General features: G+C 31.8%; 28 protein-coding genes and 3 pseudogenes. 11 read left to right on the top strand and 20 right to left on the bottom strand.

The features are described 5' to 3' along the window. Window positions 1-32 precede the first annotated feature (32 nt). The 3 genes and pseudogenes from AC3WVZ_RS11855 to AC3WVZ_RS11845 all read left to right on the top strand — a co-directional run. Window positions 33-560, top strand: a complete 528-nt coding sequence (locus tag AC3WVZ_RS11855; protein WP_000409241.1) for a GNAT family N-acetyltransferase — start codon at window positions 33-35, stop codon at window positions 558-560. 16 nt (window positions 561-576) lie between these two features. After that, a complete protein-coding gene (locus tag AC3WVZ_RS11850; protein ID WP_000999070.1) occupies window positions 577-1,098 on the top strand; it encodes a YfiT family bacillithiol transferase in 522 nt (173 codons plus the stop codon). A 1-nt stretch (window position 1,099) separates the two neighbouring features. Continuing rightward, window positions 1,100-1,573: pseudogene (locus AC3WVZ_RS11845) on the top strand (GNAT family N-acetyltransferase); the annotation flags it as partial. A 120-nt stretch (window positions 1,574-1,693) separates the two neighbouring features. Here AC3WVZ_RS11845 and AC3WVZ_RS11840 read toward each other — a convergent pair. Further along, complete coding sequence (locus tag AC3WVZ_RS11840; RefSeq protein WP_142408731.1) at window positions 1,694-2,071, bottom strand: PH domain-containing protein; 378 nt, start codon at window positions 2,069-2,071, stop codon at window positions 1,694-1,696. Between the two features lie 179 nt (window positions 2,072-2,250). On the opposite strand from AC3WVZ_RS11840, the gene AC3WVZ_RS11835 reads away from it, so the two are divergent. From AC3WVZ_RS11835 to AC3WVZ_RS11815, 5 genes and pseudogenes are all read left to right on the top strand, one after another. Continuing rightward, window positions 2,251-3,102: a patatin-like phospholipase family protein gene (locus AC3WVZ_RS11835; RefSeq protein ID WP_103622021.1), complete on the top strand. Its 852-nt coding sequence runs from the start codon at window positions 2,251-2,253 to the stop codon at window positions 3,100-3,102. A 12-nt stretch (window positions 3,103-3,114) separates the two neighbouring features. Next, window positions 3,115-3,486, top strand: coding sequence for a YxiJ-like family protein (locus AC3WVZ_RS11830; RefSeq protein ID WP_063220379.1), 372 nt, complete (start codon window positions 3,115-3,117; stop codon window positions 3,484-3,486). 281 nt (window positions 3,487-3,767) lie between these two features. Continuing rightward, window positions 3,768-4,133, top strand: coding sequence for a hypothetical protein (locus tag AC3WVZ_RS11825; RefSeq protein WP_000800305.1), 366 nt, complete (start codon window positions 3,768-3,770; stop codon window positions 4,131-4,133). An 89-nt stretch (window positions 4,134-4,222) separates the two neighbouring features. Next, window positions 4,223-5,410, top strand: a pseudogene (locus AC3WVZ_RS11820) (alpha/beta hydrolase-fold protein); the annotation flags it as partial. After that, window positions 5,398-6,042 (top strand): annotated as a pseudogene (locus AC3WVZ_RS11815) (YwqG family protein); the annotation flags it as partial. The pseudogenes AC3WVZ_RS11820 and AC3WVZ_RS11815, both read left to right, overlap by 13 nt. Window positions 6,043-6,765: 723 nt before the next feature. On the opposite strand, the gene AC3WVZ_RS11810 reads toward AC3WVZ_RS11815, so the two are convergent. Then, a complete protein-coding gene (locus tag AC3WVZ_RS11810) occupies window positions 6,766-7,161 on the bottom strand; it encodes a RidA family protein (RefSeq protein WP_233936386.1) in 396 nt (131 codons plus the stop codon). A 152-nt stretch (window positions 7,162-7,313) separates the two neighbouring features. After that, the gene (locus AC3WVZ_RS11805; RefSeq protein WP_001165409.1) at window positions 7,314-8,309 is read right to left on the bottom strand and encodes an LAGLIDADG family homing endonuclease; all 996 of its coding nucleotides are present in this window, start codon (window positions 8,307-8,309) and stop codon (window positions 7,314-7,316) included. Between the two features lie 296 nt (window positions 8,310-8,605). On the opposite strand from AC3WVZ_RS11805, the gene AC3WVZ_RS11800 reads away from it, so the two are divergent. After that, entirely contained in the window at window positions 8,606-9,568 is a 963-nt protein-coding gene (locus AC3WVZ_RS11800) for an MBL fold metallo-hydrolase (RefSeq protein WP_001037063.1), read from the top strand. A gap of 63 nt (window positions 9,569-9,631) precedes the next feature. Here AC3WVZ_RS11800 and AC3WVZ_RS11795 read toward each other — a convergent pair whose 3' ends face one another. The 15 genes from AC3WVZ_RS11795 to AC3WVZ_RS11725 all read right to left on the bottom strand — a co-directional run bounded on the left by AC3WVZ_RS11795 (window position 9,632) and on the right by AC3WVZ_RS11725 (window position 22,339). Further along, window positions 9,632-10,555: a hypothetical protein gene (locus AC3WVZ_RS11795; RefSeq protein ID WP_233936568.1), complete on the bottom strand. Its 924-nt coding sequence runs from the start codon at window positions 10,553-10,555 to the stop codon at window positions 9,632-9,634. Window positions 10,556-10,778: 223 nt separating this feature from the next. Then, window positions 10,779-11,909, bottom strand: a complete 1,131-nt coding sequence (gene dnaN / locus AC3WVZ_RS11790) for a DNA polymerase III subunit beta (protein ID WP_000394467.1) — start codon at window positions 11,907-11,909, stop codon at window positions 10,779-10,781. A 30-nt stretch (window positions 11,910-11,939) separates the two neighbouring features. Beyond that, window positions 11,940-12,383, bottom strand: a complete 444-nt coding sequence (locus tag AC3WVZ_RS11785) for an NUDIX hydrolase (protein ID WP_000757601.1) — start codon at window positions 12,381-12,383, stop codon at window positions 11,940-11,942. A 279-nt stretch (window positions 12,384-12,662) separates the two neighbouring features. Next, window positions 12,663-13,088 carry a GNAT family N-acetyltransferase gene (locus AC3WVZ_RS11780; protein WP_000706722.1) on the bottom strand — a complete coding sequence of 142 codons (426 nt, stop codon included), beginning with the start codon at window positions 13,086-13,088 and terminating at the stop codon, window positions 12,663-12,665. Between the two features lie 250 nt (window positions 13,089-13,338). Beyond that, entirely contained in the window at window positions 13,339-13,965 is a 627-nt protein-coding gene (locus tag AC3WVZ_RS11775; RefSeq protein ID WP_233936384.1) for a cadmium resistance transporter, read from the bottom strand. A 250-nt stretch (window positions 13,966-14,215) separates the two neighbouring features. Further along, entirely contained in the window at window positions 14,216-15,424 is a 1,209-nt protein-coding gene (locus AC3WVZ_RS11770) for an L-lactate MFS transporter (protein WP_233936383.1), read from the bottom strand. 279 nt (window positions 15,425-15,703) lie between these two features. After that, window positions 15,704-15,847, bottom strand: a complete 144-nt coding sequence (locus AC3WVZ_RS11765) for a hypothetical protein (RefSeq protein WP_000653680.1) — start codon at window positions 15,845-15,847, stop codon at window positions 15,704-15,706. Between the two features lie 31 nt (window positions 15,848-15,878). Beyond that, window positions 15,879-16,895: a serine hydrolase domain-containing protein gene (locus tag AC3WVZ_RS11760; protein WP_000288895.1), complete on the bottom strand. Its 1,017-nt coding sequence runs from the start codon at window positions 16,893-16,895 to the stop codon at window positions 15,879-15,881. A gap of 101 nt (window positions 16,896-16,996) precedes the next feature. After that, window positions 16,997-17,263 carry a heterocycloanthracin/sonorensin family bacteriocin gene (locus tag AC3WVZ_RS11755; RefSeq protein WP_001071389.1) on the bottom strand — a complete coding sequence of 89 codons (267 nt, stop codon included), beginning with the start codon at window positions 17,261-17,263 and terminating at the stop codon, window positions 16,997-16,999. Between the two features lie 199 nt (window positions 17,264-17,462). Continuing rightward, window positions 17,463-17,909: an NUDIX domain-containing protein gene (locus AC3WVZ_RS11750; RefSeq protein ID WP_000836832.1), complete on the bottom strand. Its 447-nt coding sequence runs from the start codon at window positions 17,907-17,909 to the stop codon at window positions 17,463-17,465. Between the two features lie 16 nt (window positions 17,910-17,925). After that, the gene (gene cutA, locus AC3WVZ_RS11745; protein WP_001160791.1) at window positions 17,926-18,273 is read right to left on the bottom strand and encodes a divalent cation tolerance protein CutA; all 348 of its coding nucleotides are present in this window, start codon (window positions 18,271-18,273) and stop codon (window positions 17,926-17,928) included. A gap of 30 nt (window positions 18,274-18,303) precedes the next feature. Then, window positions 18,304-18,762, bottom strand: coding sequence for a GNAT family N-acetyltransferase (locus AC3WVZ_RS11740; protein ID WP_001102671.1), 459 nt, complete (start codon window positions 18,760-18,762; stop codon window positions 18,304-18,306). 76 nt (window positions 18,763-18,838) lie between these two features. Then, window positions 18,839-19,762 (bottom strand): nucleoside hydrolase, encoded by a 924-nt coding sequence (locus AC3WVZ_RS11735; RefSeq protein ID WP_000416797.1) that lies wholly within the window; start codon window positions 19,760-19,762, stop codon window positions 18,839-18,841. Window positions 19,763-19,924: 162 nt separating this feature from the next. Next, on the bottom strand, window positions 19,925-21,286 hold the full coding sequence (locus AC3WVZ_RS11730; RefSeq protein WP_001013588.1) for a family 8 glycosyl hydrolase: 1,362 nt from the start codon (window positions 21,284-21,286) through the stop codon (window positions 19,925-19,927). 138 nt (window positions 21,287-21,424) lie between these two features. Next, window positions 21,425-22,339, bottom strand: coding sequence for a DMT family transporter (locus tag AC3WVZ_RS11725; RefSeq protein ID WP_000551623.1), 915 nt, complete (start codon window positions 22,337-22,339; stop codon window positions 21,425-21,427). Between the two features lie 152 nt (window positions 22,340-22,491). Between AC3WVZ_RS11725 and norG the strand changes: the two genes are divergently transcribed. Next, window positions 22,492-23,925, top strand: a complete 1,434-nt coding sequence (gene norG, locus AC3WVZ_RS11720; protein ID WP_000205592.1) for an efflux pump transcription regulator NorG — start codon at window positions 22,492-22,494, stop codon at window positions 23,923-23,925. Between the two features lie 44 nt (window positions 23,926-23,969). Here the strand turns inward: norG and AC3WVZ_RS11715 are convergent, their stop codons facing one another. Further along, window positions 23,970-24,500, bottom strand: a complete 531-nt coding sequence (locus AC3WVZ_RS11715; RefSeq protein ID WP_000495197.1) for a DUF4269 domain-containing protein — start codon at window positions 24,498-24,500, stop codon at window positions 23,970-23,972. Window positions 24,501-24,666: 166 nt separating this feature from the next. Here AC3WVZ_RS11715 and AC3WVZ_RS11710 point away from each other — a divergent pair, with 166 nt between their 5' ends. Further along, complete coding sequence (locus tag AC3WVZ_RS11710; RefSeq protein ID WP_233936382.1) at window positions 24,667-25,128, top strand: DUF2306 domain-containing protein; 462 nt, start codon at window positions 24,667-24,669, stop codon at window positions 25,126-25,128. A gap of 133 nt (window positions 25,129-25,261) precedes the next feature. On the opposite strand, the gene AC3WVZ_RS11705 is transcribed toward AC3WVZ_RS11710, so the two are convergent. Continuing rightward, window positions 25,262-26,107 carry a M15 family metallopeptidase gene (locus AC3WVZ_RS11705; protein ID WP_000873739.1) on the bottom strand — a complete coding sequence of 282 codons (846 nt, stop codon included), beginning with the start codon at window positions 26,105-26,107 and terminating at the stop codon, window positions 25,262-25,264. Window positions 26,108-26,110 lie beyond the last annotated feature (3 nt).

Here is a 26,110-nt window from a genome sequence, read left to right as displayed (position 1 = left end):
AACAGTTAGTAAATCTAGAAGGAGAATACAGGATGGAAATATACATAGAGCAACTAAAGAAACAAGATGCTAAGGATTTATTTACGTTTGAACTTACGAATAAATCTTTTTTTGAAACAATGGTACCAAATCGTGGCTCAAAATATTTTGAATTTGAATATTTCCAAAAACTACTAGACGATTTATTAATAGAACAAGCAGATGGAGATTCTTATTTTTATTTAATTCGTAATGAAGAAAAAGAAATTGTAGGGCGAATTAATTTAGTAGATATAGATACGGAAACTCGAATTAGTTCGCTCGGGTATCGGGTCGGAGAAAAATTTACTAAAAAAGGAGTTGCAACAGCAGCCGTAAAATTAATTTTAGATGTAGCGAAAAATAATGAAATTACTGAAGTTCATGCTAAAACAACGACTAATAATCTCGCATCACAAATTGTACTAGAAAAAAGCGGATTTTCTTCTTATCAAAACGAATCAGATATAACATCTGTAGAATTACATGGAGAACATGTGAAGTTTGTACACTATATTTGGAGAAATACTTCGCGCTTATAATAAGGAGGACTTATTCATGAATGATTTACGTTATCCAATTGGCCAATTTACATACAAACGTCCTATAACTGAAGAAATGATTGATACATGGATTCAAGAAATTGAAGATTTACCTAATGAACTAACAAAGGCAATTAAAGATTTAGATCAGAAGCAGTTAGATACACCATATCGCGTTGGAGGGTGGACTGTCCGTCAAGTTGTTCATCACGTTGTTGATAGCCATATGAATAGCTACATACGCTTTAAATTAGCACTGACAGAAAAGAATCCAACTATTAAGCCGTATAAAGAAGAGAAGTGGGCAGAGTTACCCGATTCAAAATTACCGGTAGATGTTTCACTAGTAATGCTAGATTCATTACATAAAAGATGGGTTAACCTTTTATATTCTCTAGAAATTGAAGATTTAGAAAAGACATTTAACCATCCTGAAACTGGTGAAACAAAACTTGCTGTTGCAATAGGACTATACGCATGGCATGGTCGTCATCATACCGCTCATATTACCTCGTTAAGAAAGCGACTGAATTGGTAACATGGAGATTACATTAGAGAAGGCGACAGAAAGTGATGCAGAAGTTATATTTCAAATGCAAATAGACTCATTTAGCCCTTTATTACATAAATATAAAGACTATGAAACAAATCCAGCAAATGAAACTATCGAAAAAACTATTTGTAGAATAAATCATGTAGACGGTGGCTTCTATAAAATAATAGTGGCAATGAATCTTGTTGGAGCGATATGCATTTCACAAAAAGAAACACCCTCTAAATTTTGGATCAGTCCAATGTTTATTCACCCGAGTTATCAAGGAAAAGGAATTGCCCAAAAGGTACTTACATTAATTGAGGAAATGTTTCCTGAAGCAACGAGCTGGGAACTTGCTACTATTTTAGAAGAAGAGAAAAATTGTTTTTTGTATGAAAAGATGGAGTATAAAAGAACAGAAGTTATAAAGAAATTAAATGATGAAACTACACTTATTTATTACAAAAAAGAAAGGTAAAGCATATAAAATACGCTTTACCTTTTTATGTTATTTTAGATTAAATATACAAAAACGATGTATGTTCTTCCAAAATACTCGGGTTAGTAATTTTAAAAATGAATAAAAATACAAAAACCACTACTTTGTCGTAAAGGTTACTAACGCTTTTTGAATGCTTAAAATACTATCGTCACCTTTAAATTCTTTCGTAATTGGATCCTCCATACTAGACACCCAAATTTTAAGTTCTGCATCTAAATCAAAATGCCCAGCCGTTTCGATCCTATATTGTGTAATACTTTTATAAGGAATAGAATGGTATTCTGTTTTTTTGCCAGTTACTCCTTGTTTATCTACTAAAATAAGACGACGATTTGTAAATACGATTAGATCACGAATTAATTTATAAGCATGCTCTACTTTTTCATCGTCTAGCATAATCTTCTCTAAATCACGTTCTACACTTTCAGAACTCGTATTTGATGCATTTCCTAAAATACCGCTAAATAAACCCATATTAAATTCCTCCTTTAATATATGTGGAATGAATTACTTATATTGTAACATGTTACTCACAAAGATATTATGACATTACTTTAGTAGTTTCTGGTTATTGTTGTAATTAGTTTATAAAACCTCATCTTAAAATCTTATGCTAATATGAAATTAAGAAAAAAGAAGCAGAGGGATATAGCATGAAGAATATTGGTTTAGTATTAGAGGGCGGAGGAATGAAAGGTTTATATACTGCAGGTGTACTCGAATATTTCATGGAAAAGAACTTATTCTTTCCGTATGTAGTCGGCGTATCAGCTGGAGCCTGTATGGGAGCAACCTATTTGTCACGTCAAAAAGGTAGAAATAAGAAAGTAAATACAGAGCTAGTATCAGATTACAGGTATATATCTTATCGAAACTTAATTCGAAAACGTGAATTATTCGGAATGGATTTTTTATTTGATGAAGTACCTAATAAAATTGTACCATTTGATTTTCAAACTTTCTTAAACTGTAATGAACAGTTTGTTATAGGGACGACTGATTGCGAATCAGGACAAGCCATTTATTATAATAAAGCAGAACACGGAAATGATATTTTAAAAATCATCCGTGCATCCAGCTCTGTGCCGTTTATAGCACCTGCTGTAGAATATGATAATCGAAAATTACTAGATGGAGGAATTATAGATCCTATACCAGTTTTAAAAGCTCAAACTGATGGTTATGAAAAGAACGTTGTAATTATGACAAAGCCAGAAGGATATGAGAAGCAGCGGAATAAATTTTCAGGCCTGGCTAAAATTTTATATAGAAAATATCCGAAAATCGCAGAGAATTTAGTAGACCATTATCGTTTTTATAATGAGACGATATCTTATATGAATCGAGAAGAACAAAAAGATAATTTTTATGTAATTCAACCAAGTGTACAGCTTCCTATAAGCGGAATAGAAAGAAATAAGGAAAAGCTTGTTAATCTATATAATCTTGGGTATATCGATGCTCAATATCATTATGAAAACTTATTAAATTGGATAGAGAAATAAAGGAGGAGAAAGTTGAAGTTAGGAAAACAAATTATTTTTAAGGAATTGCAGAAAATGCATAGTCCACTTCATAAACCGTTTCCTTATCGTGCTACAGCAAAATTGCAGCGAGACTTAAAAAGTAAATTTACCGAAGATGATTGTATAAACGCTGATTTTAATCATTATTGGATGCATACAGCAGCTACTTTAAATTCTATACTAAATGGAAACGAACTGAACATTACGTTTCAACAAATAAAGTGGTTAAAAAAATCGTTTTTTGAGTGGTTTCCGCAATATCGTTTTATAGAAACAGAAATTGTGAAGTATCCTATTTTGTATAGAGATTTCATGAATTATGAGAAGACCAGGAAGCTATTACTTTATTACCTTACTGAATAAAAGCGAAAACGTACAGGTTACATTACTTGTACGTTTTTTTGTTCATAAAACATTCAATATTAACAACTAGTTTATATAGGAATTCTAATGAGAAGAAAGAAGTACATATAATAGAATGCTACAGGGGAGGAGAGAGGAATAGCTGTTTTGCTTTAAGTTATTGTCCAACTCGAATACAGTTAGTTATTTATGTTAAAATATTTCGAGTGAAATCAAGCTTTTAAGGATTTCATTAAACATTAAACAAAACAAGTTAGCAACGTAGAAGGGATAACATTAACATGAAAAACGTATCAAATATAGATAAAGTAGAATCAATAAAATCTTTACAGTCAACAATTAGTAAACTTGAAAATGCCTTGTCACAGATGACTCAAAAAGGATCAAATACTACTTTAGTGAAAAAAAGACTCAAAGCAGCTAGTATCGGCTTAGCTATGTTAGAAAGTGTTTGGAAGCAAGAAACTCATCATTATACTCAGGAAGATTTAGCAGAAGCTCGTAATGTTCTAATTGGTTTGCTTCCATCAATTGAAAAGATTTACGTTAAGTCAAAGCTTGGGAGTCCTCAAAGAACGCTTTTAGAAAGAAGAATAAAATCATTAGAACTTTCTATTCAGGCAATTGATTATTTTTCTAATAAATAACTTCGCTAAACAAATAACTTACGACTACTTTTATATAGGGATTCTAATGAAAAAAACTACATATAGAATACTACAAAGGAAGAAGAAAGGTGACTACAATAATCAGTCCTAAGTTAGAGAAGCTTAAAAATCAATTAAAGAATGGAAACGAAAAAGCTCTTTATACTTTTTTGCATGAAATAAAGTCAAATCACACGCCACTAATAGAACAATGCCCTGCAGATAATCAGTATAAGCTTATAACGTATATATGGTTAGGGGATCAAAACACTGAAAACGTTTATGTATTCGGTAGTTTTCCTGGTTGGGATTTGTCTGTAAATCAATTACAACGATTGTTACAGACAGATATTTGGTATGTTACGTTTAGAACAAATAAGAGTTTTATTTCAACTTATTATTTTACAGTAAATGATTTTTTCGAAAATAATTGGATAAAGCGTAGTGAACAGTATCGATTAGACCCATTTAATAAAAATACATTTGGAGAAGGTACCAATAAAGCGTCTGTGTTAAAAATAAGTATGGACATGCAGTATAGCAGTCGTTTCCCTTCAAATCATTATCCATCTGGGAGAATTGAAACATATTCTTTTCATAGTTCGATTTTAAATAACACACGTAAAATTCATATTTATACGCCTCATGATTATTCTCACACTCCACATCCTCAAGAACTTCTCATTGTATTTGATGGGAATTCATTCATTCAGAGCCTTTCAATTGAAAAAACACTTAATTATTTAATTTACGAAAAAGAAATCCCATCTTGCATTGCTGTTGCTATAGATCCTGTCGATCGATTAGAAGAGCTAACTTATAACGATAAAATGAATGCATTTTTAACGAAGGAATTACTTCCGTGGATTCAAGCTAAGTATCACGTTTATCAAGAAAAGAATCATACAACAATTGCTGGTTTCAGTCTTGGTGGCTTAGCAGCTTTTTATGCAGCACTTCAAAATCCACATATTTTCGGAAATGTGTTGTCAATGTCTGGATCCGTACATTGGAAAAAGGATAATTATGAAAATACAATTCCTTGGATTGAAAATCAAATTTCATCAATAAATTCTAATGCGACTCATCTACATTCTTACATAGCAGTAGGCGAACTCGAAAACGAACCTCTTTTAACGGCTAATAGACGGCTATATAAAGCTTTAGAAGCAAAGAAATACCAAACCACTTACGAAGAGTTTCAAGGTGGACATGATAGCGTATGGTGGCGAGAAAAGCTATTCGATGGATTAAGGGCATTACTAAAGACTCAAACGGACAACCTATGATGCTACTTGCGCAGTTAAACCTTGAAGAAATACCAAACATTGAACATATGCCTCAACATGGAATGTTACAGTTTTTCATAAGTGCTGAAGAAGATCTTTTTGGAGTAGATTTTGATCATCCCACAAGCCAAAAAGACTTTCGAATTGTTTATCATTCTACAATCACAGCGGATTTAACTAAGGTGATTACTGATTTTAGTTATTTAAACACTTTAGATTTAGAGAATTTTATCATACCCAAAGCAGCAAAACTAAAGTTTGAGTTGGCATATCAACCAGTAACACCAAGAGATTATCGATTTGAAATGATTTTTAATGATAACATTGATTGGGAAGAAATTGTTGATGAAGAAAATAATACAGAATTAGGCGAACTGTATGATGATTTATGTAAGGATCAAGGACATAAAATTGGTGGTTATCCATTTTTCACACAGACAGATCCAAGGGAATGGGAAGAAAAATACCAGCAAAATGACATATTATTGATGCAAATCGATACAGACGATTCATTAAATATTATGTGGGGCGATTCTGGGGTTGCTAATTTCTTTATACGTAAGGAAGATTTGTTAAATCTAGATTTTTCCAATGTCATTTACAATTGGGATTGTTACTAGAAGATATAAATAAAATAATAGCAAACAAAAAATCTTCCTGAAGGTGAGGAGGATTTTTTTATGTTAAAAATAAGCGTTATGTTAACTAGAATAAAAAACAATGAGTGTAATGAAAGTCAAGCCTAAATAACAGAAATAACAACAAATAATGTAAAGTTGTAAAACATGTGCAAATAGCAATTAATTCATTAAGTAAAACATAAAATAAAATTATTAATTTATATTTTGTATAGAAATAATTTTTCTGTATAAAAATTTCTTGCCAATCAAAAATGTTTTTAATTCGTTAAATCTTAAGCGATTATTGATTAAGATTTGCTGTGATGAATTTATAACAAATAAAAACGATAAAAACTGAAGAAGTTTGTTTAGATAAGATTTAATGTAAATCTCACCAAAAATCTCTGTTTCGTCTCATTAAGTATAGTTTACTTGGGTTTTGATACCTGGTATTACTTTGTTTCTATAACTGCCTATAATATATATTATGTTAACTAACTTTAAATAATAAACTTATTATAGGTAAGTTAGTTTTTGTGATTAGCCTCCCCTCGTTCTTTTTAATCATTCTGTGTGATGGATTGTTTAGTTATTTGTTTTATAAGTTGTTGATGAAAATGTCTCCAGATATAAATTATATTTAAGACAATAAAAAATGCAATTCGTTTTAACTGAACACATTAAACGAATTGCATTGATATGATTCATAATAAGTTTTTAAAATTAGTTTGCTACAGCAATTGTTTCGATTTCAATTAAAAAGTTATCGTTAATTAACTTTCTAACTTCTACAGCTGAACTTGCTGGTGGATTTTTAGTATCAATGTATTGATCTCGTATATCTCTAACAGTGGCCATTTGAGAAATATCTGTTAGGAAAAATGTTAATTTTACTACATCATTAAATCTTAATTCCGAAGTTTCTAATGCACTTTTAATATTTTCGAAAACTTGTCGCGTTTGTGTAGCTAAATCACCAATGCCAACTATTTGACCATCAGTGTTAATCGCTACTTGTCCAGATATGTAAATTGTTCGTTTAGCGTTACTAACTTCCACTACATGTGAATATCCAGAAGTTGGTGGCATCGTTTCTGGATTGATAAATTTCTTTTGCAAGGTGTCTCTCTCCTTTTTTATCAAGACAATTGTAAAATCTATGTATTTACTATATTCAATCAATAAAATTAAGAATCCTTTATGATTTAAAAATAAAAAACCTTAGAATAGCTATCTTCATACCTATTCTAAGGTTTTTTAGGATTTTATATTTAGTTATCGCTAGTGGACATTGTTAAATTAATCTTTTCATAATCTCTTTTAAATTGATTATCATTTTTTAGCCAACGTTTGAAAGCCGATTCGCTTATTTCTAAATTTGAACAAGTTATAGCATTACATTTATTTTTCATATATTCTTCAAGGAAACTTTGTTTTCTTTGCTTAACAGCAGTTTGAGTTTGTTTTAATTTTCGATCTTGTAATTGATCTAAACTCAGACTTTCTTTCTGAAACACTTCATATTTTCTATGCAAATAAATATCTTTGTCTTTATAAATCCAATTTGAAAATAGTTGTATTGATTTTCTTCCAGATAAAATAACACGATAATGTTTGTTTTGATTTAGTAAATCGGCTCGTAAATTGCGATTTTGAAGAATTTGATGTAAAGAATTCATAAAGTTATATGATCCACCTACGAAATTAACTGTATAAGTTTCATACTTGACGTAACCATCCCCATCAAAATACCCACGAACAAAATGATGCAAATATTCTTCTGGTACAAAAGGAAATTCGATGTTAAATGATTTACATGGCATAATTCCGTGTATGTTCATAAGGTCGTCTTTTATTGTTTTGCTATTAATATTTAGCATATATACGCCTGTTTTTTTGTTTTGATAAAGTGGCTGGTTTGTTTTTAGTTCTTTTTTTATATCTTCTAAAATATAACTTTCTTTTTGAGATATACTGACACATTGATTTTCTTTCTGTATAACACCATCTGCTGCTATAAACCCTAAAATATAAGCCATATTGTTTGACCACGTTTTAAAATAATCTTCTGTTATGTCATACTTTCTCTTCCAACTCCCTATAGCGCGCCTTGGTACGTTATTGTCTGATAAAACCATACGAATATACCTTGCAGACACATTAGCAAGCATGGCGATTTCTGAGGTGCTCTTCCCTTCAGTATACAAATGAATGATTTCCGATTTTGATAGTTTACATTTTGAGTTCTTTTTTCTCTCTATTTGCACTTACGTCCTCTCCTTCCTTTCTTTTATTAGAGACATATTTTCTTCTATAACATACAACGAAACGTATGTTCTTTGTTGCGTATAAGAAGGAATTTACTAAATAAAAACAATTTACATGTACTTAATATTTGTTTTAGCTGCCACTGTGCAATTTGTACTTTATAGATACAAATAATGAATTTGACGAATTTATGAAATACAAGGCAATTTAGATGAAAGGTAAAATAATATAGTTTAAACTACAAATAGCTACAATAACAACATACGTAAATTGTTAATCGTAAAAAGGAGAACGAATGAATAAGAAATATACAAATCAAATTCATACTGATATGAGTTTTAAACCGAAAGATATTATAAGTTTAATGACGGATTACTTTAAAATAAAATCAAAGCTGCGTCCTATAAAGGATTTGCCTATCGTTTTATCAAATAAAGATAATGAATCGTTAGAGAGTGTTACATGGTTTGGCCATTCTGCTTCTCTTTTGAAAATAGAAGGTAAAAAACTATTATTAGACCCTATGTTTGGAGATGCCTCTTCCCCATTTCCTTTGTTTAATAGTAAACGCTATAGTGGTACTTTTTCTTTAGAACGTGATGACCTTCAAGAAATTGATGCGATTATCATTTCTCATAATCACTATGATCATTTGAATTACAAAAGTATTATGCAGTTAAAAGATCGCGCAAAGCACTTTTATGTTCCAACTGGAGTTGCGCAATATCTTATTAAATGGGGTGTTTCGCCTAGTAAAATTAGTGAACATAATTGGTGGGACGAAATTACGTTTGATAATATTAAGTTAGTATGTGCGCCTGCAAGGCATTTCTCGGGACGTGGTATGACAGATAGAGATCGTTCATTATGGTGTTCATGGCTTATTCTTGGTCAAGAGACTAAAATTTTCTTTAGTGGTGATAGCGGTTATACCCCTCACTTTAAGGAAATTGGTGATAAATACGGTCCATTCGATCTTACATTAATGGAATGCGGGCAATATGATCCGAGGTGGTCTGCTATTCATATGTTGCCTGAAGAAACGGTACAAGCTCATATTGATGTTAAAGGAGAATTACTTCTTCCGATTCATTGGGGTGCCTTTACGTTAGCATTACACGAATGGAGTGACCCGATAGAACGTGTTACGAAAGAAGCTAACCGTTTAGGAGTTAAAATTACAACGCCTCAAATTGGTGAATCTATTACGTTAAAATCTACAAATTATCCTTCATCCGCTTGGTGGAAGGAAATTTAATTTTAAAATATAAAAAGAGCGAATCCTCTTATAAAGAATTCGCTCTTTTTTCTGTATTTAAACTTATTTCACAATATTGGATTTCCCACTATCTAAAACTCTATTTGCTGGTACACTGGACATTTCAACCACTGTATTCATACTCTTATCAGTCAGTTCAATGAGTTCGGTTTCATGTTTTATTTTATTTAAACCCCAAACCATCCCATGAAATTCATTATGCTGACCACTTACTTTTATAATGCTTTTTGTTTTATTTGAAGGCTGTATTTGAAGATTTGTAAATTGATTCCCACTAATTTCATTTGGCGTAGTTACTTGACTATCCATATAAATCATATTTACACAGTCTTCTAAAGAAAAGTTCATAAAACGATTGGCATTTATCCAAGCTTGTCCGGTGCTCGGTTTTTTTGCTACTAATTTTAGTCCGGTTTCCATTCCTACAATTTTAATGTTTTCGAAGTTAACAAACGAAATTTCATTTTCTTTTCCAGCAGAGTATAAAGAAATTCCGGTACCTTTATTCGTTTCCGTCCAATTGATAATATTTATATCTTTTATTTGTGTTTTGTTCCAAGTGTTATAATATTTATTTTTACCGTCTAAATAAATAACTTCAGAGTTAAATTTAGGATCGTCAATAGCTATATACGCTCCTTCAATGGATGCGTTGTTCTCCAGTTCTAGAACTCTAAAGTTTCCCTCAACTACAAATTGGGATCCATAACCAAATAATAATTTCACACCTTTTTTAACAATGATTGGTGACGTAATTTTATACTTCTTATCATCAAGTAATACCGTTTTAATTTTACTAGATTCTGCTTTATTAATAGCAGATTGTATTTTTATTGAATCATTTTCCCCTTTAAAGTTTTCTACATACAAGTTAGTACTTTTAGCTGCATAGTTTTTTTTGTTGTATTGATAAAAAGCAAAAGTAATTAAAACTATACCAATGAGTAAAACAATTATTTTCTTCATCATACTCACCCCATATCGATTAATCTATGGCTTTTATATTGAGGTTATTATTATTTTGCTTTGTATTTCAGATTACCATTGCTGCTTTGTCTATGATTGAATTATATTATGTAGGATTTAGTAAACTGTTTGCTTTACTAATACATCATTCTTATAATGTATTGATTTATGATTTCATAAATCAATAGTCTGCTTGTACATAATGTAATTCCTTCCTCTATCCCTAATACGCTCTTACTGGTGATATAAGATGTACTGCTGCAGATTGTTCTCCTGCTTCAATCAATATCGGTCTCATAGAACCGCCAAAGCTTAAAGTAATCGTTTCTTCTTTTATTGCTCGTAAAGCATCAACCATAAAACGCCCATCGAAAGATATATTTAATTGTTTTTCACCTTGAATCGCATCTATTTGTTGCGTTTCGGATATTTTCCCAATTTGAGAAGCGTTTGAAGAAATTTTAATTGTGGATTCGTTTATGATTTCTAAGTTAACATTGTTATTGGCCCATTCACTTGCTAATAAACTTGATCGGTCTACACCTTGTAATATCTTTTTTCTATCTACGTTAATAATCGTTTTAAAATCATTTGGAATAAGGTTAGAAATATTAGGATATTTCCCTTCAATTAGTCTTGAATATAATGTAGTTGTTCCAAACGTAAATATAATATGACTCTCCGAAAAGTAGATATATACGAATTCCGAATTGCTGTTCATTAATTTTAGAAGTTCATTAATGGTTGCGCTTGGTACAATACAATTTGCTTTTACATCTGAGGAAAGTAGCGTTTCACGTATCGCTAGTCTATGTGAGTCAGTTGCAGCACAAATTAACTTATTATTAGATAACTCTATATGCACCCCAGTAAGAACAGGTCTAGATTCATTTTTTGCTACCGCAAAAACTGTTTGTTTAAATACTTCAATCAATTGCTCTGTCTCTACTTTGATTTCTGCATGATTGTCTATAAGTGGTACATTCGGAAACTCATCTGCAGGAAATCCATTTAAACTTAATGTGATTTCTTCTGATTGTATCTTAATAATTTGCTCATTCTTACTTTTTATTGCTATATCACTTGGCATTTTCTTTATTATTTCAATGAAATACTTTGCAGGTACAACAATAGTTCCTGCCTTTAAAATAGTTGCAATCTTTTCGTCTTCAATTAAAACAGGAATGAATTTTTCAATAAAAATATTCGAGTTACTTGCAATTAAAGTAATTCCAGATTGATCTGCAGTTATTTTTATACCAGATAATATAGGAATTAAAAATTTTGTTGATATTGCTTTGTTGACTTCTGAAAGTGCTTGAGTGAATTGTTTGTGATTAACGATAAACTCCATGTTTTCCCCGCCTTACATGAGATAATATTTTTATGAAGATTGATGAACGATTGTTCCGTTAAAAAAATAAGGTACTGTTTCTTTCTTTTGTAATAAATCTAGTAAATGTTCTGGTATGCGTAAATATGGAGCTGCTATATGTAATTCCATCCAAGTAATCTCTTCAATTTCTTTTGGCCTTGATATATATGTCTCTCCGCCAATTATTTCACCTAGAAAATTAAAGAAAATTGCATGATGATCTCTTTCCTCGAAAAAGGCTTCGCTGATAGAACAAATCCCTTTTACGTTTATATGTAACCCTGTTTCTTCTTTTACTTCTCGAATTACTGCTTCTTCCAATGTTTCTCCTAATTTAACTGCGCCACCTGGTAATGTATAATAAGAACCATTTTCCCCTTTGTTTTTTACCATTAAAATCTTTTCATTAGTTTTATCGTACAAAATCGCGTATGTAACATTAACTTTTTTCATATGTACCTCCTCTATTTTTAATAAAAGGAATTTTCTGTCTTCTATTCATTCTACCATTAACTCCTTTTAATATATATAAGTTAGTTAAGTCTTGCCTTTACCACTATTGGTGGAGTTAATAAGAATAGGCTACTGATATAAAAAAAGAACGTACCTTAGGAAGAGTATCCAAAGTACGTTCTTGCAGTTTTAGAATAAAAATTGATCCAATTAATACTGAAATTAATAATAACCTCGCCCTTATTGCATTTGTATTCCAAATACTAATGTTAACAAATTCTATATACTTTTTAGCCGTTTTTCTAAATAATAATGATTATGTCCTTTCGGATAATCTTCACTTACTCCGATTACTTTATATCCATGCTTCTTATAAAAATCAGGAGCTTGGAAACTAAAAGTATCTAAATTGATTAACCTGCACTCTTTTTCAATTGCAAATTCTTCAATAAGTTTTATTAACTTGGTTCCATAACCTTCGTGTCTATATTCTTCAGAAACCCACAGGAAATCAACATGTACGTGGTGCCAAAATGTAATTGCAGTTATTCCACCTACAATTTTCCCCTTTTCATTTCTCACTATAAAACTAATTTTTTCTGAAGGCTTTTTCTCTTCATCTGAAATATGTTTTTGGTTATATTCAATTACTTTTTCTCTTATGTAATCACTATCTTCTTGGACCCATTGTTTTACTATTTTCATTTTAATTATCACGCTCCTTTTACGATAGCTATTCAACTTCATAATGCTAATGTCCTGTCTAAATAATAGTCGTAGATCACTAATACAATTGTTTCATTTCACTAAAATAAAAAAAGCCCTACTACATTTCATCTGTAATAAGACTTATATACGTTGTGTAGAATCTAATTAATTTCAATGAATATAATTGCTTAAAAAATATTAAAATTGTTCAATTCTTTTTTATGAAAACTTCCGTTATTTCAACACCTTAGGAGAATAGTCCAATTGTACCACTACGAAAAAGAATGAACATTCCTAAACCAATTAGAACAATTGGAACAATAATATGACAGTTTTCCTCAAGTACTTTAGCTAGTATAGGAGCTTTTATCAATTTGTAGCTAATAAAACACCATATCGCTATCATGGAAAAAAAGATAACTAATGTAACGATATTTGTTTCTAGAGTTTGACTAGCAAACATTGGTATATAAATCGAAATATTGTCAGCTCCATTAGCTAATGTAATTGAAGCTACTTTAAATAATGAAACAGTAACGTTATCGATAACTTCATTACTTTTATAAGAACGAAGTGACAATAGTCCTTTAACCCCCATATAAATTGGCACGAATCCTAATAATCCAATCCACGAAACAGGAATGAAAAAAGAGCTTAAAGACCCAATGATACTTAGAAAAATAATCATACTAAATCCTAAATATTGTCCAATAACAATATAAAGTTTTTTTCTCGTAGCTTTTTCGCGGACAGCTCTTCCTTCTGTCCTAATTACTTCTGTTCTTACTTGTGAAAATAAAACAAGTAGTATAAAAATGTCATCAATATTTGTTGTAGCGAATGCCACAACAGAAGAAATTATGGTTGTAATCAATAAAAGCCAACTACTTTCATTGTAAACTGATAAGAAAATAATGGTCTATGAATGAAGTGCACGTTCCATCACAAAGTTTGTTAACTGTAATTTTCTAAATGTTTTTAGCAACATGTTAGTTCCTTTATAAAACAATATGAATATTCTAAGTATCTGCTACTCATTTCATTTTAAATTAAATAACTCTATTCTCTCTACACAAAAAATGTTTTGTACTAAAAAGAGCCCTATATTAGGACTCTTTTTAGTATTACGCCACTTTCCGATGTAAATGTTTTAGTTCCTTTTTCTTTTCTACATTTGGTGGACGGATTAATATTGAAATAATGAAGGAAATAACACTTAAAACACCGATTATAATGAAAGTTGGTTGAAATCCCCCGAGTATCGCTCCAATAAATGATCCTGCAAGCGCACCAAATCCGAAACCTTGGTAGACAATCCCGTAATTTGTACTATGGTTTTTTAATCCAAAGAAATCTCCGACAATAGCTGGGAATATAGTTATATTACCGCCGAAGCAAAAGGCGACACTTGCTACACAAGCAAAATAGATTCCGTAATTTAGCGGAATAAAACTTAAAGTAAAGACTGACAAACCTATAATAATAAACGTTGCAGAGACAATTTTCATTCGCCCGATTTTATCTGATAACGTCCCAAGAATGATTCTACCTACTGTATTAAAGATTGCAATCATAGCAACGGCGTTTGCAGCGGTTGCTGCGCTAAGTCCAACAAGTTGTACGCCGATATCTTTTACCATACTGATTAAATACAAACCACCCATACACGAGGTGAATAACATAAAAAATAGCAGATATACTTGTTTCGTTCGCATCATTTCACGCGGAGTATAGTCATTGTGTAATGTTTCAGTTACAGCATTACTTACAATTGCCTCACGTAAGAAGAACGATCCGATTAACACTAAAAGTAACACGATAATACCCCAATATAAGAATGCTTGTGATACACCAAGGTTATCGATAAGATTTCCGTTTATATATCTAAAGATTAAGCTGCCCATTCCATACGCTGATACAGATATACCTGAAATAAACCCTTTCCGATTTGGAAACCATTTAATTAAATTAGATAGTGATGTAATATAAGCTGTTCCATCCGCATAACCAACAACGACACCAGCTAATAAATATAATAGTGGTAAGGAAGAAACTTGTGAACTAAGTATTAAGCCGAGTCCTAAAACAATTCCTGCAGTAGCAATAAGTTTCCGAAGTCCTAATTTTTTCTGTAACTTTGCTGCAAATAAAGTTGAGAATGATAAGGAAAAACTTGTTATGGAGAAAGTTATCGCTACTGCATTAAGATTCCATCCAAACTTACTTACAAGGGGTTGATTAAATAAACTCCATGTATAAATTGTTCCAAGGCCAATTTGAACAATGATTGTACCTAGAACAATTAGTAACGAATTTATAGAAGTTTGTTTCATACTAACTGTCCCCTTCTTTTATCTTGACATGAATTTTCACAGTTAGTATATCCATCATAAATTGCAAGATACTGTACGGAAAATGGTAATTAAATTCATATACACAAAAAGACACTTCATAAAGAAGTGCCTTTTGCAGGTTATATCAGATATTTCTAAAGAAAGCTTTGTTAAGATAAGACATTTTCAAATGCTTATGTATATATGTTATCAAATAATTTCTTAAATGTTATGAGACTTAAGACGTATTTTTCATTCATCATATAGTCGGATGAAAAATTAATATTCGATTTCATCAAAATCTTTCGGCTGCGGTACAGTTTGCATATTAGCTGCATCTTTAGGATCGCTATAAATTGCATTTTGCTCTGTATTTACATCTTTTATATTTTGCTTTTTATTTTTGTTCACTTTATCTTTCACTTTCAATCACCCCTTTTCGTTATAGGAGTAATTATGCCCTATTACCGTTACTAAATGTATCTGCGACTAAATTACTAAATTCACGTAAATAATATAAGTAATTATCACCACCGTAGTTATATCTTTTGTTATACATTTTTGCAACAACTACATTATATTCAGGTATTACTAAAATGGTCGATCCAGTAATCCCTAATATTTGATACGACCCTTTTGGAACACGTTCACCAAGTTCGCTTAATTGCGCAGGCTCATTTTGGATGAACCAAAACAATCCATTTTGTGGTAGCTCTTTGTTTATATATGTTGGACTCTGCAAACTCGTAGCGATTTTTATAACTTCTTTTGGAACAATTTGTTTACCATCTATCCCACCTTGATTTAAATGAAGATTGCCCCACTGCGCAAATTCTCTAGCTGAGACAAACAAATTTTTTTCAGTACCGTCATCTACCGTACCAATTTCACTAATTGCGTCTTCATTTGGATTATTAACAACGTCAACTAAATTTTCATCTCGCTGAACTCTCCAACCTGTTTCTTGAAAATTAGCAGGCTTAAACACACGCTCCTTTAACAATTCAGGAAAACTTTTGTTATATAGCTGATAAATAAGACGTGTCATCATTCTTACATTAATATCTCTATACGCCCATGATTGCCCCGGTGCAAATTCACGAAAAATTGTCCTGTCATTCGTTTCTTCTAATCCGTGCGAATGTGTTACTAAATGTCTTATCGTCGTTTTACTAAGCAATGCAGGATCAAAGTCTTTAAAATATTTTATCGCTTCATCATCAATAGAGTTTATTTTCCCCTCATAAAGCGCATACGCTATCATTAATCCTAAATAACTTTTTCTAGCAGAAGCAACGTTAAATTGTGAAGATGCTGTTACTCTCTTGGTTGTAGATGTATTTGAGTGATAACCACTATAATGCTCTAGTACGATTTTATTATCTTTTATAATACAAAGTGCTGTAGCAGAACTATGATTTTTTTCTTTTATATCCTCTACCCAAGAAATCAACTTATCATATGTATACAAATAAATCCCCCTTAATACACATCAAAATTACAGCATGAAAGAAAAGTGCAAAATAGTTTTTACACCTTTCTTTCATATAAAATAACTTGAATTTTCTATACTTAAATAATCCACCAGTTCCAGCAATTAAAGCAACTGAAACATCCTGCGCATCCTATGCATCCGCCGCAACGACCTGCACAACCACCACATCTACCGCCACATCCACCGCAACGTCCACCACAACCGCCACATCCGCCGCAACGACGTGCATCGTCTTGAATGTAATAGTATGGATATTGACTTTGTTGTTGATCCCAATACACAACATTGCCAGTTTGATAATCATTAAGGTTTAATGATTGTAGTTCTTGTTGAAACTGATTCATTATGAAACCCTCCATTTATAAATGTAAATTCCGTCCAAATATTAAAGTTAATAAATTCTTTTAAACAAAGTAGAAACAAGACTATAGACTAAATGCGTACATCAACAAAATATGAACTTACACTAGGTGATGTACCTTGTTTTTCAGCCTATTTTCTTTATATTCATTCGATGGACGTATTTACTATAAATAAAGTGATTTAAAAATTACTAATCCAACAATTTAGTAGTTCATCACTTAACTTTCTTTCTAGTAATTCCTTCACTAAAGGCATTGGCATGATTTCATAATGATTTAAGGCTTCTTTATTATAATCTATCCAGTGAAATGCTAAATGAGACTCGCTAGATTTCGGTGTTAAGTCCGTATGTAAATCTTGTGACTCTACTTCAAAAATGTGGTTAATTTCATGATGAAGCACTTCTTTATCTTGCCATTGATTTTCTATGACGCCTAAAAATTGTTGTATACTACAGTTTACTCCAAGTTCTTCTCTTAACTCTCTTTTTAATGCATTCTCTGCTGATTCTCCAATTTCAACATGGCCACCAGGTAAAAAATAATGATGGCCGATATATTCAGCAACTAATAATTTTTCATCTTTTATCATGACTGCTCGTACAATATGATGAAATTTACTTTTCAATTGATATTCCTCCTAGTTATTTAATGTATAGTTTCTCAAAATAGTCATTTAGTATTGGTATAATATAAATCATAGGTGTTTCATACGGATGAATATCATTAATAACTTCAAGAGCATCTTTTACAAGTTCTCGTTTACACTTTATTTCAACTTTACATTCTTGTCCTTCGCATATTTGACCAATTTCTCCATTAAAAGGAGATGCCTCTTCTAAAGGTCTCCAATATCCTTTCACTGAACTATAGGAAAGACAATGGTCATATTCGCCCGTTTTACATGCTCCAATTTTATTTAATTCATCCCTTAATGTTTCAATATATTCTTCAGGAATGAACACTTCAATTTTCACTTCAGTAAATTGCATATTTCATTTCACACCTTTACTTCTTAATAGTTAAACAAATAAACGGTATACTTGCTCACCATCATACTCCTGTCCTAATGATATGAAACCATATCGTTCATATAATTTCTTTGCAGAGAGATTATCTTTATGTACGGTTAATCTTATTTCTTTACACGATTTAAAAGTATTTTTTATTATATCAATACTTTCTTGTAATGCTGCTTTTCCATAACCATTACCTTGTTGCGATTGATCAATAATAAATCCGTTAATCCAATACATATCCGATGTCTCTATTACAACAGCATGCATAACAAAACCAACCATAAGGTCACCATCGTATATAGCGAATGGTATGTACTCTACATTGTCACCATCTGGTTTTATATATACTTTAGCAAGTGAAACTGCTACAGCGGGGACAAATTTTCTTTGATCTTCTTTAACTTGTAACTTTAATGCATCTTCCCAATTGTCTCTCGTAACAACCTTTAACTGGACATTCAATATTGTAAGCTCCTTTATCTAGAGGATGTATTTTTATATTCAACGCATTGAAATAATTCCCTTTTTCGACAGCAACTTATAACATAATTTTTATAAAATCTTGAATGAATTTTTCTGCATCTATTTCTAAAGCTATACGGGCTCCTTCAGATTTAGAGTTAGGGCGAAAATCAGCAAATGTTTGTCCTTTCGTATCTCCGTATGTATCTACATTTACTGTACGATGCACAAATTCAAAAAAACTTGGATTTACTAATCCGCTTATTGCAACCACATCATGTAGCAAAGGTCCTTCCATAGATGGATTAAGTTTTTGGTATGCGGATAGATAGTAGTCATACATTGGTTTCATTATCATATGAAATGGATTCTTTGCATTAGCTTGAATATAGTTAAATACATTTGGTGTTAACACAGCTTTGTTTGTTACATTTAAAGGGAATATGAATAAATTCTTTGCTTGATGGAAAACAATTTTACTTGCTATCGGATCTCCATACACGTTTGCCTCTGCTAATGGCGTAACGTTTCCTACTTCTAAAAAAACACCACCCATGAAATAGATTCCTTTTACATTTAGCATTAAATCATTCCATAAATTAAAAGCAATTGCTAACGAGGTAGATCTTCCTACATCAACAATCGTTAAATCTTTTCCGTACTTTATAAGAATCGCAGCAATACTGCCGAAATTATATATTGGAATAGATAATATATTTTCTGGAACATGGATGGGCCCTAATCCTTCTGCTCCGTGAATTTCAGGATAGTACGTAGTGATTTCTTCTGTCAGTGGTTTTGTTGCACCACTAATGACAGGAATGTTTTGTCTATTTGCTAACTGTAAAATATACGCTGCATTATGTGCAGCATGTATATGCTCAACATTTCCGTATCCGGTTACAATACCGACAATTTCAATTTCGGGATGCAGTAAACCATACATAATGGCAAATGAGTCATCAATACCTGGATCTCCGAAAAATAATACTTTTTCCAAGAAATACTCTCCCTTCATAAAAACATAGAGTCATCAATAACTATGTATATGAAAAAAGCAAGTATATCTATGCGAATTTTAGAATGGATAATGTTTTACAAAACATTAAAAAGGAACTAGCGAATGCTAATTCCTTTCTTCAGTAACCATTCTCAAATTTAATTAATTATCGTATCCTTCATAAATTGCATCATTTATTAGATTTTGTGTTTTTTTATCATCAGGTACAGGCTTCCACCAATTTCCTGTAATAAATAACATAGTTAATAAATTATAACTATCACTAAAATAACTTTCTCTCTTATTCTTCATCCAATCCCAACCACTATTTACCCACTTTTGATTATTGCTACTCGTTATACTTGCAGCAATAAACGGTGAAACAAATACAGCAGTTGGATAACTACCAATATTGGATCCATTTAATTGATAACCATCCACAATTTTAGAAGGATTTCCATTCGTTTTATTTTGAATCCATGAAGAGACTTTATCAGAAATGACTTTACTTCGCTTCTCGCCGTACATCGCATAGTCCATTACAATTCTTAAAGGTACTCGACTAGCATTATAATAATATGCATTTGTATATTCTGACTCATCTAAGAAGTCTTTAGGTGCGGGTTGTGGTGGGTTTTTTACAACGAAATCTGAAATAAGTCCTGTATTTGGAGAGTACTTATTACTAAATTGCGTATAAACATCGTACAAATTATTAATAACAGTAAGCCAAGTTTTATCACCTGTAAATTCATAAAATGCTCTAAGGTGTGACATCATCCAATCAGATGGTCTCGTATCAAGTGAACTTTTAGAATCCCAATCTCCTAAATTTAGTCGGTTATTATTTGTAACATTACTAGCTTTAATACCTTTTGTAATCATGTCTTGTGCTTCTTTCAAATAATTAACTGTTCCATTAGATCCCCACTGCTTATGAGCAAGAAGAAGAGAATACGCAATATCTAAATCTCCATCAGTAGCAGAACCAAAATGACCTTGTGCTTTTTTACTATCTGCGACAACCCATCCCATTAAATTAGCATTTTGAGAACTTTTAAAAGTTCTTGCTGTTTTAAATAAACCGTCATAGATTTTTTGAGCATTCGAATCATAACCAGCCATTAATACTGTAATTATCATCCCATACCCTTGACCTTCTGAAGTTCCAAGTGGCTTAAACCCATCAGCATCACCTGTAATCTCTCCTTTTACATAATAACCACCAGGTAAAGAAGATAAATCATTTTTCAAATATTTCTTTTTCCAATTATCGTAGTAACTTCTTACAGAAGCATTTAAACTTTCCTGTGTAACATGATTCGGTTTTATAACACCTGCATAATTAACTTGCTGGGGAAATGGTTTCATTTCCTTTGCAGCAGCTACTTGTTGATTAACTACGGGAATAGAATTTTGTATTGAATTGTCCGTTACACTTGCTGCGAAACTAGAATTAGAAAAACTAGCTAGTCCGATTCCTACAATAGAAATACATGTGAAAATTTTTCTTTTTCCATTCATTATGTTGTCAGCTCCTTTTAAAATGCTTACTACATAAAATGTAACATACAATATTTAACTGAAATACAAAATATTATATTTATCAACATAAGAAAGAAACTATATAAAAAAGTATCATAAAATTATTATTGAATTACATTATACGGATTGATTATTTGCTAAATTCCTATGTTTTTCTTTTCTTAATACCGGTATATGAGCAATCACAATTCCAAGTATAGTAATTCCTCCGCCAATTATCGAAACCAAAGTTGGCACTTCTCCTAACCATATCCAAGCAATGAAACACGCAGTTATTGGCGTTAAATATAGAGAACTTGTTGCTTCAGAAGCACCAGCACGAGATATAATATAGGCCAATGCAATATACGGGAGTACTGTTGGAAAGACACCTAAATATATAACGCTCAAGTTAACTTCAAGTGGAGCTGCTAGTATTTCTTGATAAACTCCGGGTAAGAAAATAAGCATACATACAGTACTAGACAAAATTGTATATATGGTAAATGGTAAGAAGCCGTATTTTTTTAAGTAAGATGTTTGGAAAACGAAAAATAGACTTTCTGAAATCGCCGCTAATAATATAAATAATCCCCCGCTATTCAATTGAATAGCATCGCCCTGGCTAAATGAAATTAAGGCAATTCCTGCAAAACTAATTACACCACCAAGCCAACCATTTAATTTCATTTTTTCATTCAAAAAAACAGAAGCAAGAATTGCCGTCACTATTGGAGTGACTGAAATGATTAAACTTGCAGATCCAGCATTTACTGTTTTTTCGCCGTAGTTTAATGCGATGTGATAAATAGTAAATCCTAGAGCACCAAATATAAAAATTGCTGGGATATCCTTTAAATCCGGTAGTCGTAGTTTGTATATAAATGAAAATAACAAAAGTATAAATGAGGCGATTAATAAGCGTAGTAAAGTAAGGTGTTCAGGCGTATAAGATTCAAGCCCCATACGAATTGCTGGAAAAGCAGTTCCCCATATAAGAATTGTAAAAGCGTGAGCACATATAATACGTAAATCCCATTTTTTATTATGCATATTTTCTCTCCTTCCCTAAAAAACCAACCATTTTTAAATTACCAATTATTTCTTTTTATCATATTTAATAGTTGATACAATGTCTTCAACCAGTTATTTATCGGAAAAACCAACCACTTTGAATCTTTTAAATAAACGAAGGAGTTTTTTATATGACGACCGATAAAAAAGTGCCCAAATATCAGCAGATAATAGACTATATGAAAGAAAAAATTGAAAACGGAGAATGGCCAATTGGAAGTAAAATCCCTAGTCAGCGGCAGTTAGCAAAATTATTTCATGTAAATCGAAGTACTGTAATTACTGCGCTAGATGAACTTATAGCAGATGGTTTAATTCAAGGACAAATCGGAGCAGGAACAATTGTAACAAATAATACATGGTCATTATTAGCAACTAATCCTCCGCCCGATTGGAGTGAATATGTAAAAGCCGGTATTCATAAACCAAGTAAGTTAATGGTGCGAGAAATAAATGAAGCAGAAGCAAATAAAACGCTTATCCATCTTAGTAAAGGTGAACTTGCACCTCATCTTTTCCCGCTCGAAACTATGCAATCTATAATAAAAAACGTCAGTGAGGAATTAGATTATTTCGGATACGAAGAACAAAAAGGTATTTATCCGTTACGTGAAGCAATAAGCAAATATGTAAGATCATTTGGAATACATGCATCACCGGATTCTATATTAATAGTCTCTGGTGCACTCCAAGCATTACAATTAATATCGATTGGTCTTTTACATAGAAAATCAACTGTTTTACTTGAACAACCTTCTTACTTATATTCACTTCATATTTTTCAATCAGCAAATATAAATTTATCCGGTATATCAATGGATCATCACGGTATTTTACCTAACGACTTATTAAAACGAATTAAATATAGTCAAAAGAATAATATTTTATATTCAATTCCTTGTTTTCAAAATCCAACGGGGATATTGATGTCCAAAGAGCGAAGAAAAGAAATATTAAAAATATGTGAAAAAGAGCAATTGCCTATCATCGAGGATGATATATACCGAGAGTTATGGCTTGATGAATCACCTCCAGCTCCTTTAAAGTCGATGGATAAACATGGACATGTATTATATATTGGTAGTCTCTCTAAAACACTTAGCCCAGGACTGAGAATTGGATGGATAATCGGACCAGAACCTGTTATTGATAGATTGTCAGATATAAAAATGCAAACAGACTATGGATCCAGCTCTTTATCTCAAAGAGTAGCTGCTGAATGGATAAATGAAGGTTTTTATGAAGAACATGTAGCAAATGTAAGAATGCACCTGAAAGAACGAAGACAAATAATGATACGAGCTTTAAATAAATATTGTGCAGATATTGCATCATGGGATATTCCTAGTGGTGGATTTTTTATATGGCTAAAGGTTATACATAACATTCCGATGAAAAAACTATTTTCAGAGGCACTATCAAAAGGAATTCTTTTAAATCCGGGACGTATTTATGAAGAAGAATCAGATCAGTACATTCGTTTATCATATGGATATGCTACTCCAGAACAAATGACTAACGGAATTAGATTGCTCAGTGAATTAATTCGGAAGTTAACGGCATAAAAAAAATCCTCTTTTGTTTTTGGAGGATTTTTTATGTATCTTATTTACCACAATTTCATTTCCTGCCCTAATAAAATAAGCTCTTCATAAGGATCTCCGTCAATATTTAATACTTGAGCAAAAGCAGGTTCTGTTTTTAAACCTTGTTCCTTTAAGCGAATAACTTCTTCCCTTATATGGGGATGCTGCATTAATAGCATGTGTTCCACTATCATGTGTCTATATGCATTTTGATTACGCACTGGCTTCGGTTGAGCAAATAATTCAAATTCAAAACCTTCGAATTCAAAATTCACCTTTATCGATTCAGTACCTTTAATTTTTTTCTTTTTTATGTTGAACCCTCCATAAGAACCATATAAAGACCTCATTTCCTGCTCAAAAACATCAAAATTATATACTTCCATTACAATATCTAAGTCAGATTGAGGAGTATCAATTCTTATAGGGATTGTCCCGCAAAGAACGGGATTATATAAAGCTAAATCCTCCATTATGTTTAGGCTATTCAAAACATCATATATTTTTTGTTGTTTCTCATTGCCCGATTGTAAATATGTAATAGATGTAAACATAGAAGTCTCTCCTTCATTTAACATAATAATCATCTCACTAAATATTTAAATCATTGGGTTTTGTTCTAGGAGTACCTTTATTTCAATATATTAAGCCGAACTAACTATATTTTTCAACTTTTCTCCTATACTGCAATACTATAAAAATAAAAAAGGAGGAATTATTATGAGCATTTTTAACATTCTTTTAACCATACACATCCTATTTGGAACAATATGCTTAATCACTGGTATTGTAGCGATGGTTGCCCAAAAGAAGAAAGGAAAACATACCGAATGGGGCGAAATATATCATGCACCTTATGTTGTCATTACCCTTACGGCAATAATATTATCCATTATCAACTGGGATAAAATCGCATATTTATTTTATGTAGCAATCTTCTCTTATTCATTTGCGATTTATGGATACCTTGCACGAAAAAAACGTTGGAAAAATTGGCTCCATCACCACATTAGAGGCATGTTAGGTTCTTATATTGGTGCAGTCACCGCACTTTTAGTAAATGTCGGCATCCATATTCCCATTATAAATTTACTTCCGCCAATATGGTTTTGGTTTTTACCGACCTTAATTGGTATCCCCCTCGTAGCCAGTGTATCAAAAAAATATAAAAAGCGTAGTTGAAATTAATTACATTTTGATTACTTTCTGATTATTAGAATGAAAAATTATACTCTATGCATCACGAATGATATTATAAGTGCTCGCCCTATGAATATTTAAAATAAAGTGCCGCCCAACTGGACGGCTCTTATTTTCACTTTACAAACGTAACATATTCACCAGAAACCCATTGATTTCCACCAACATTATACCAACCATCTTTATATCCAAACGATTGATATTTTTCACCTTGATACACGTTTTTCACAATGCCGTAATTTGTTCCAGGGCCGGTACGAACACGCAATACATCCGCGATTATAGTAACTACACCTACACCATCATTTGATGATTGTGAAGTTGCTGGTACATTTCCTCCCGTATAACGGATGTATGATGGATCGTTATAAACCCACTGATCGCCACCTAGATTTAACCAACTATTTGTTTGTCCAAATACTTTGTAGGACTCTCCTTTCCCTAATTGACGAATAACGCCATATCCAGTACCAGGTCCTTTTCGTAAATTTACATTACTACCGTTAATATAAGCAACCCCTACATTATCATTCGACGTGGGAGGAGTCACTACGTTTTGAGCACCTTTTCCAAAAGTATCCGTTCCATACCCTTTGTAGTTATATTGCAAATGCGGGCTATCCACAAATCCTTTCCAGTCACCGCCCCATTCGAAACCAATTTGTTTAGCATAACGAATTGCTGAAGCCCACGGTTCTTTATTATAGCCATTCCAATCTTCTGTACCATTCGACTGAATTGGAACAAAATCTAATGCCTGTCCTACTAAGTGATATGAGCGCATCGTTTGTGATGCTCCTTTACGAACATATTCACGTTGTTGCTCGACTGTACGGATTGTTTCATAAATTAATACTTCAATTCCATTGTCGATACAGTACTGATACCACTTAAAAGCTGCAGCTTTCGTATTATCCGCTAATTTATTCAGATTACTTACATTTCTATTGTGGTATTTCAATAT

It is taken from the genome of Bacillus sp. CPT56D-587-MTF (genome assembly GCF_058792335.1).
Note: the sequence above shows the minus strand (reverse complement) of the source record. Positions and strands in the feature narration are given on the sequence as shown.

Bases quoted from the DNA above. Each gene is read 5' to 3' on its own strand.
- AC3WVZ_RS11800 (WP_001037063.1), top strand. From the start codon at position 8,606: ATGAATAAGAAATATACAAATCAAATTCATACTGATATGAGTTTTAAA.
- norG (WP_000205592.1), top strand. From the start codon at position 22,492: ATGACGACCGATAAAAAAGTGCCCAAATATCAGCAGATAATAGACTAT.
- AC3WVZ_RS11715 (WP_000495197.1), bottom strand. From the start codon at position 24,500: ATGTTTACATCTATTACATATTTACAATCGGGCAATGAGAAACAACAA.
- AC3WVZ_RS11835 (WP_103622021.1), top strand. From the start codon at position 2,251: ATGAAGAATATTGGTTTAGTATTAGAGGGCGGAGGAATGAAAGGTTTA.
- cutA (WP_001160791.1), bottom strand. From the start codon at position 18,273: ATGCAATTTACTGAAGTGAAAATTGAAGTGTTCATTCCTGAAGAATAT.
- AC3WVZ_RS11850 (WP_000999070.1), top strand. From the start codon at position 577: ATGAATGATTTACGTTATCCAATTGGCCAATTTACATACAAACGTCCT.
- AC3WVZ_RS11770 (WP_233936383.1), bottom strand. From the start codon at position 15,424: ATGAAACAAACTTCTATAAATTCGTTACTAATTGTTCTAGGTACAATC.
- AC3WVZ_RS11795 (WP_233936568.1), bottom strand. From the start codon at position 10,555: ATGAAGAAAATAATTGTTTTACTCATTGGTATAGTTTTAATTACTTTT.
- AC3WVZ_RS11710 (WP_233936382.1), top strand. From the start codon at position 24,667: ATGAGCATTTTTAACATTCTTTTAACCATACACATCCTATTTGGAACA.
- dnaN (WP_000394467.1), bottom strand. From the start codon at position 11,909: ATGGAGTTTATCGTTAATCACAAACAATTCACTCAAGCACTTTCAGAA.
- AC3WVZ_RS11785 (WP_000757601.1), bottom strand. From the start codon at position 12,383: ATGAAAAAAGTTAATGTTACATACGCGATTTTGTACGATAAAACTAAT.
- AC3WVZ_RS11780 (WP_000706722.1), bottom strand. From the start codon at position 13,088: ATGAAAATAGTAAAACAATGGGTCCAAGAAGATAGTGATTACATAAGA.
- AC3WVZ_RS11730 (WP_001013588.1), bottom strand. From the start codon at position 21,286: ATGAATGGAAAAAGAAAAATTTTCACATGTATTTCTATTGTAGGAATC.
- AC3WVZ_RS11825 (WP_000800305.1), top strand. From the start codon at position 3,768: ATGAAAAACGTATCAAATATAGATAAAGTAGAATCAATAAAATCTTTA.
- AC3WVZ_RS11725 (WP_000551623.1), bottom strand. From the start codon at position 22,339: ATGCATAATAAAAAATGGGATTTACGTATTATATGTGCTCACGCTTTT.
- AC3WVZ_RS11855 (WP_000409241.1), top strand. From the start codon at position 33: ATGGAAATATACATAGAGCAACTAAAGAAACAAGATGCTAAGGATTTA.
- AC3WVZ_RS11840 (WP_142408731.1), bottom strand. From the start codon at position 2,071: ATGGGTTTATTTAGCGGTATTTTAGGAAATGCATCAAATACGAGTTCT.
- AC3WVZ_RS11755 (WP_001071389.1), bottom strand. From the start codon at position 17,263: ATGAATCAGTTTCAACAAGAACTACAATCATTAAACCTTAATGATTAT.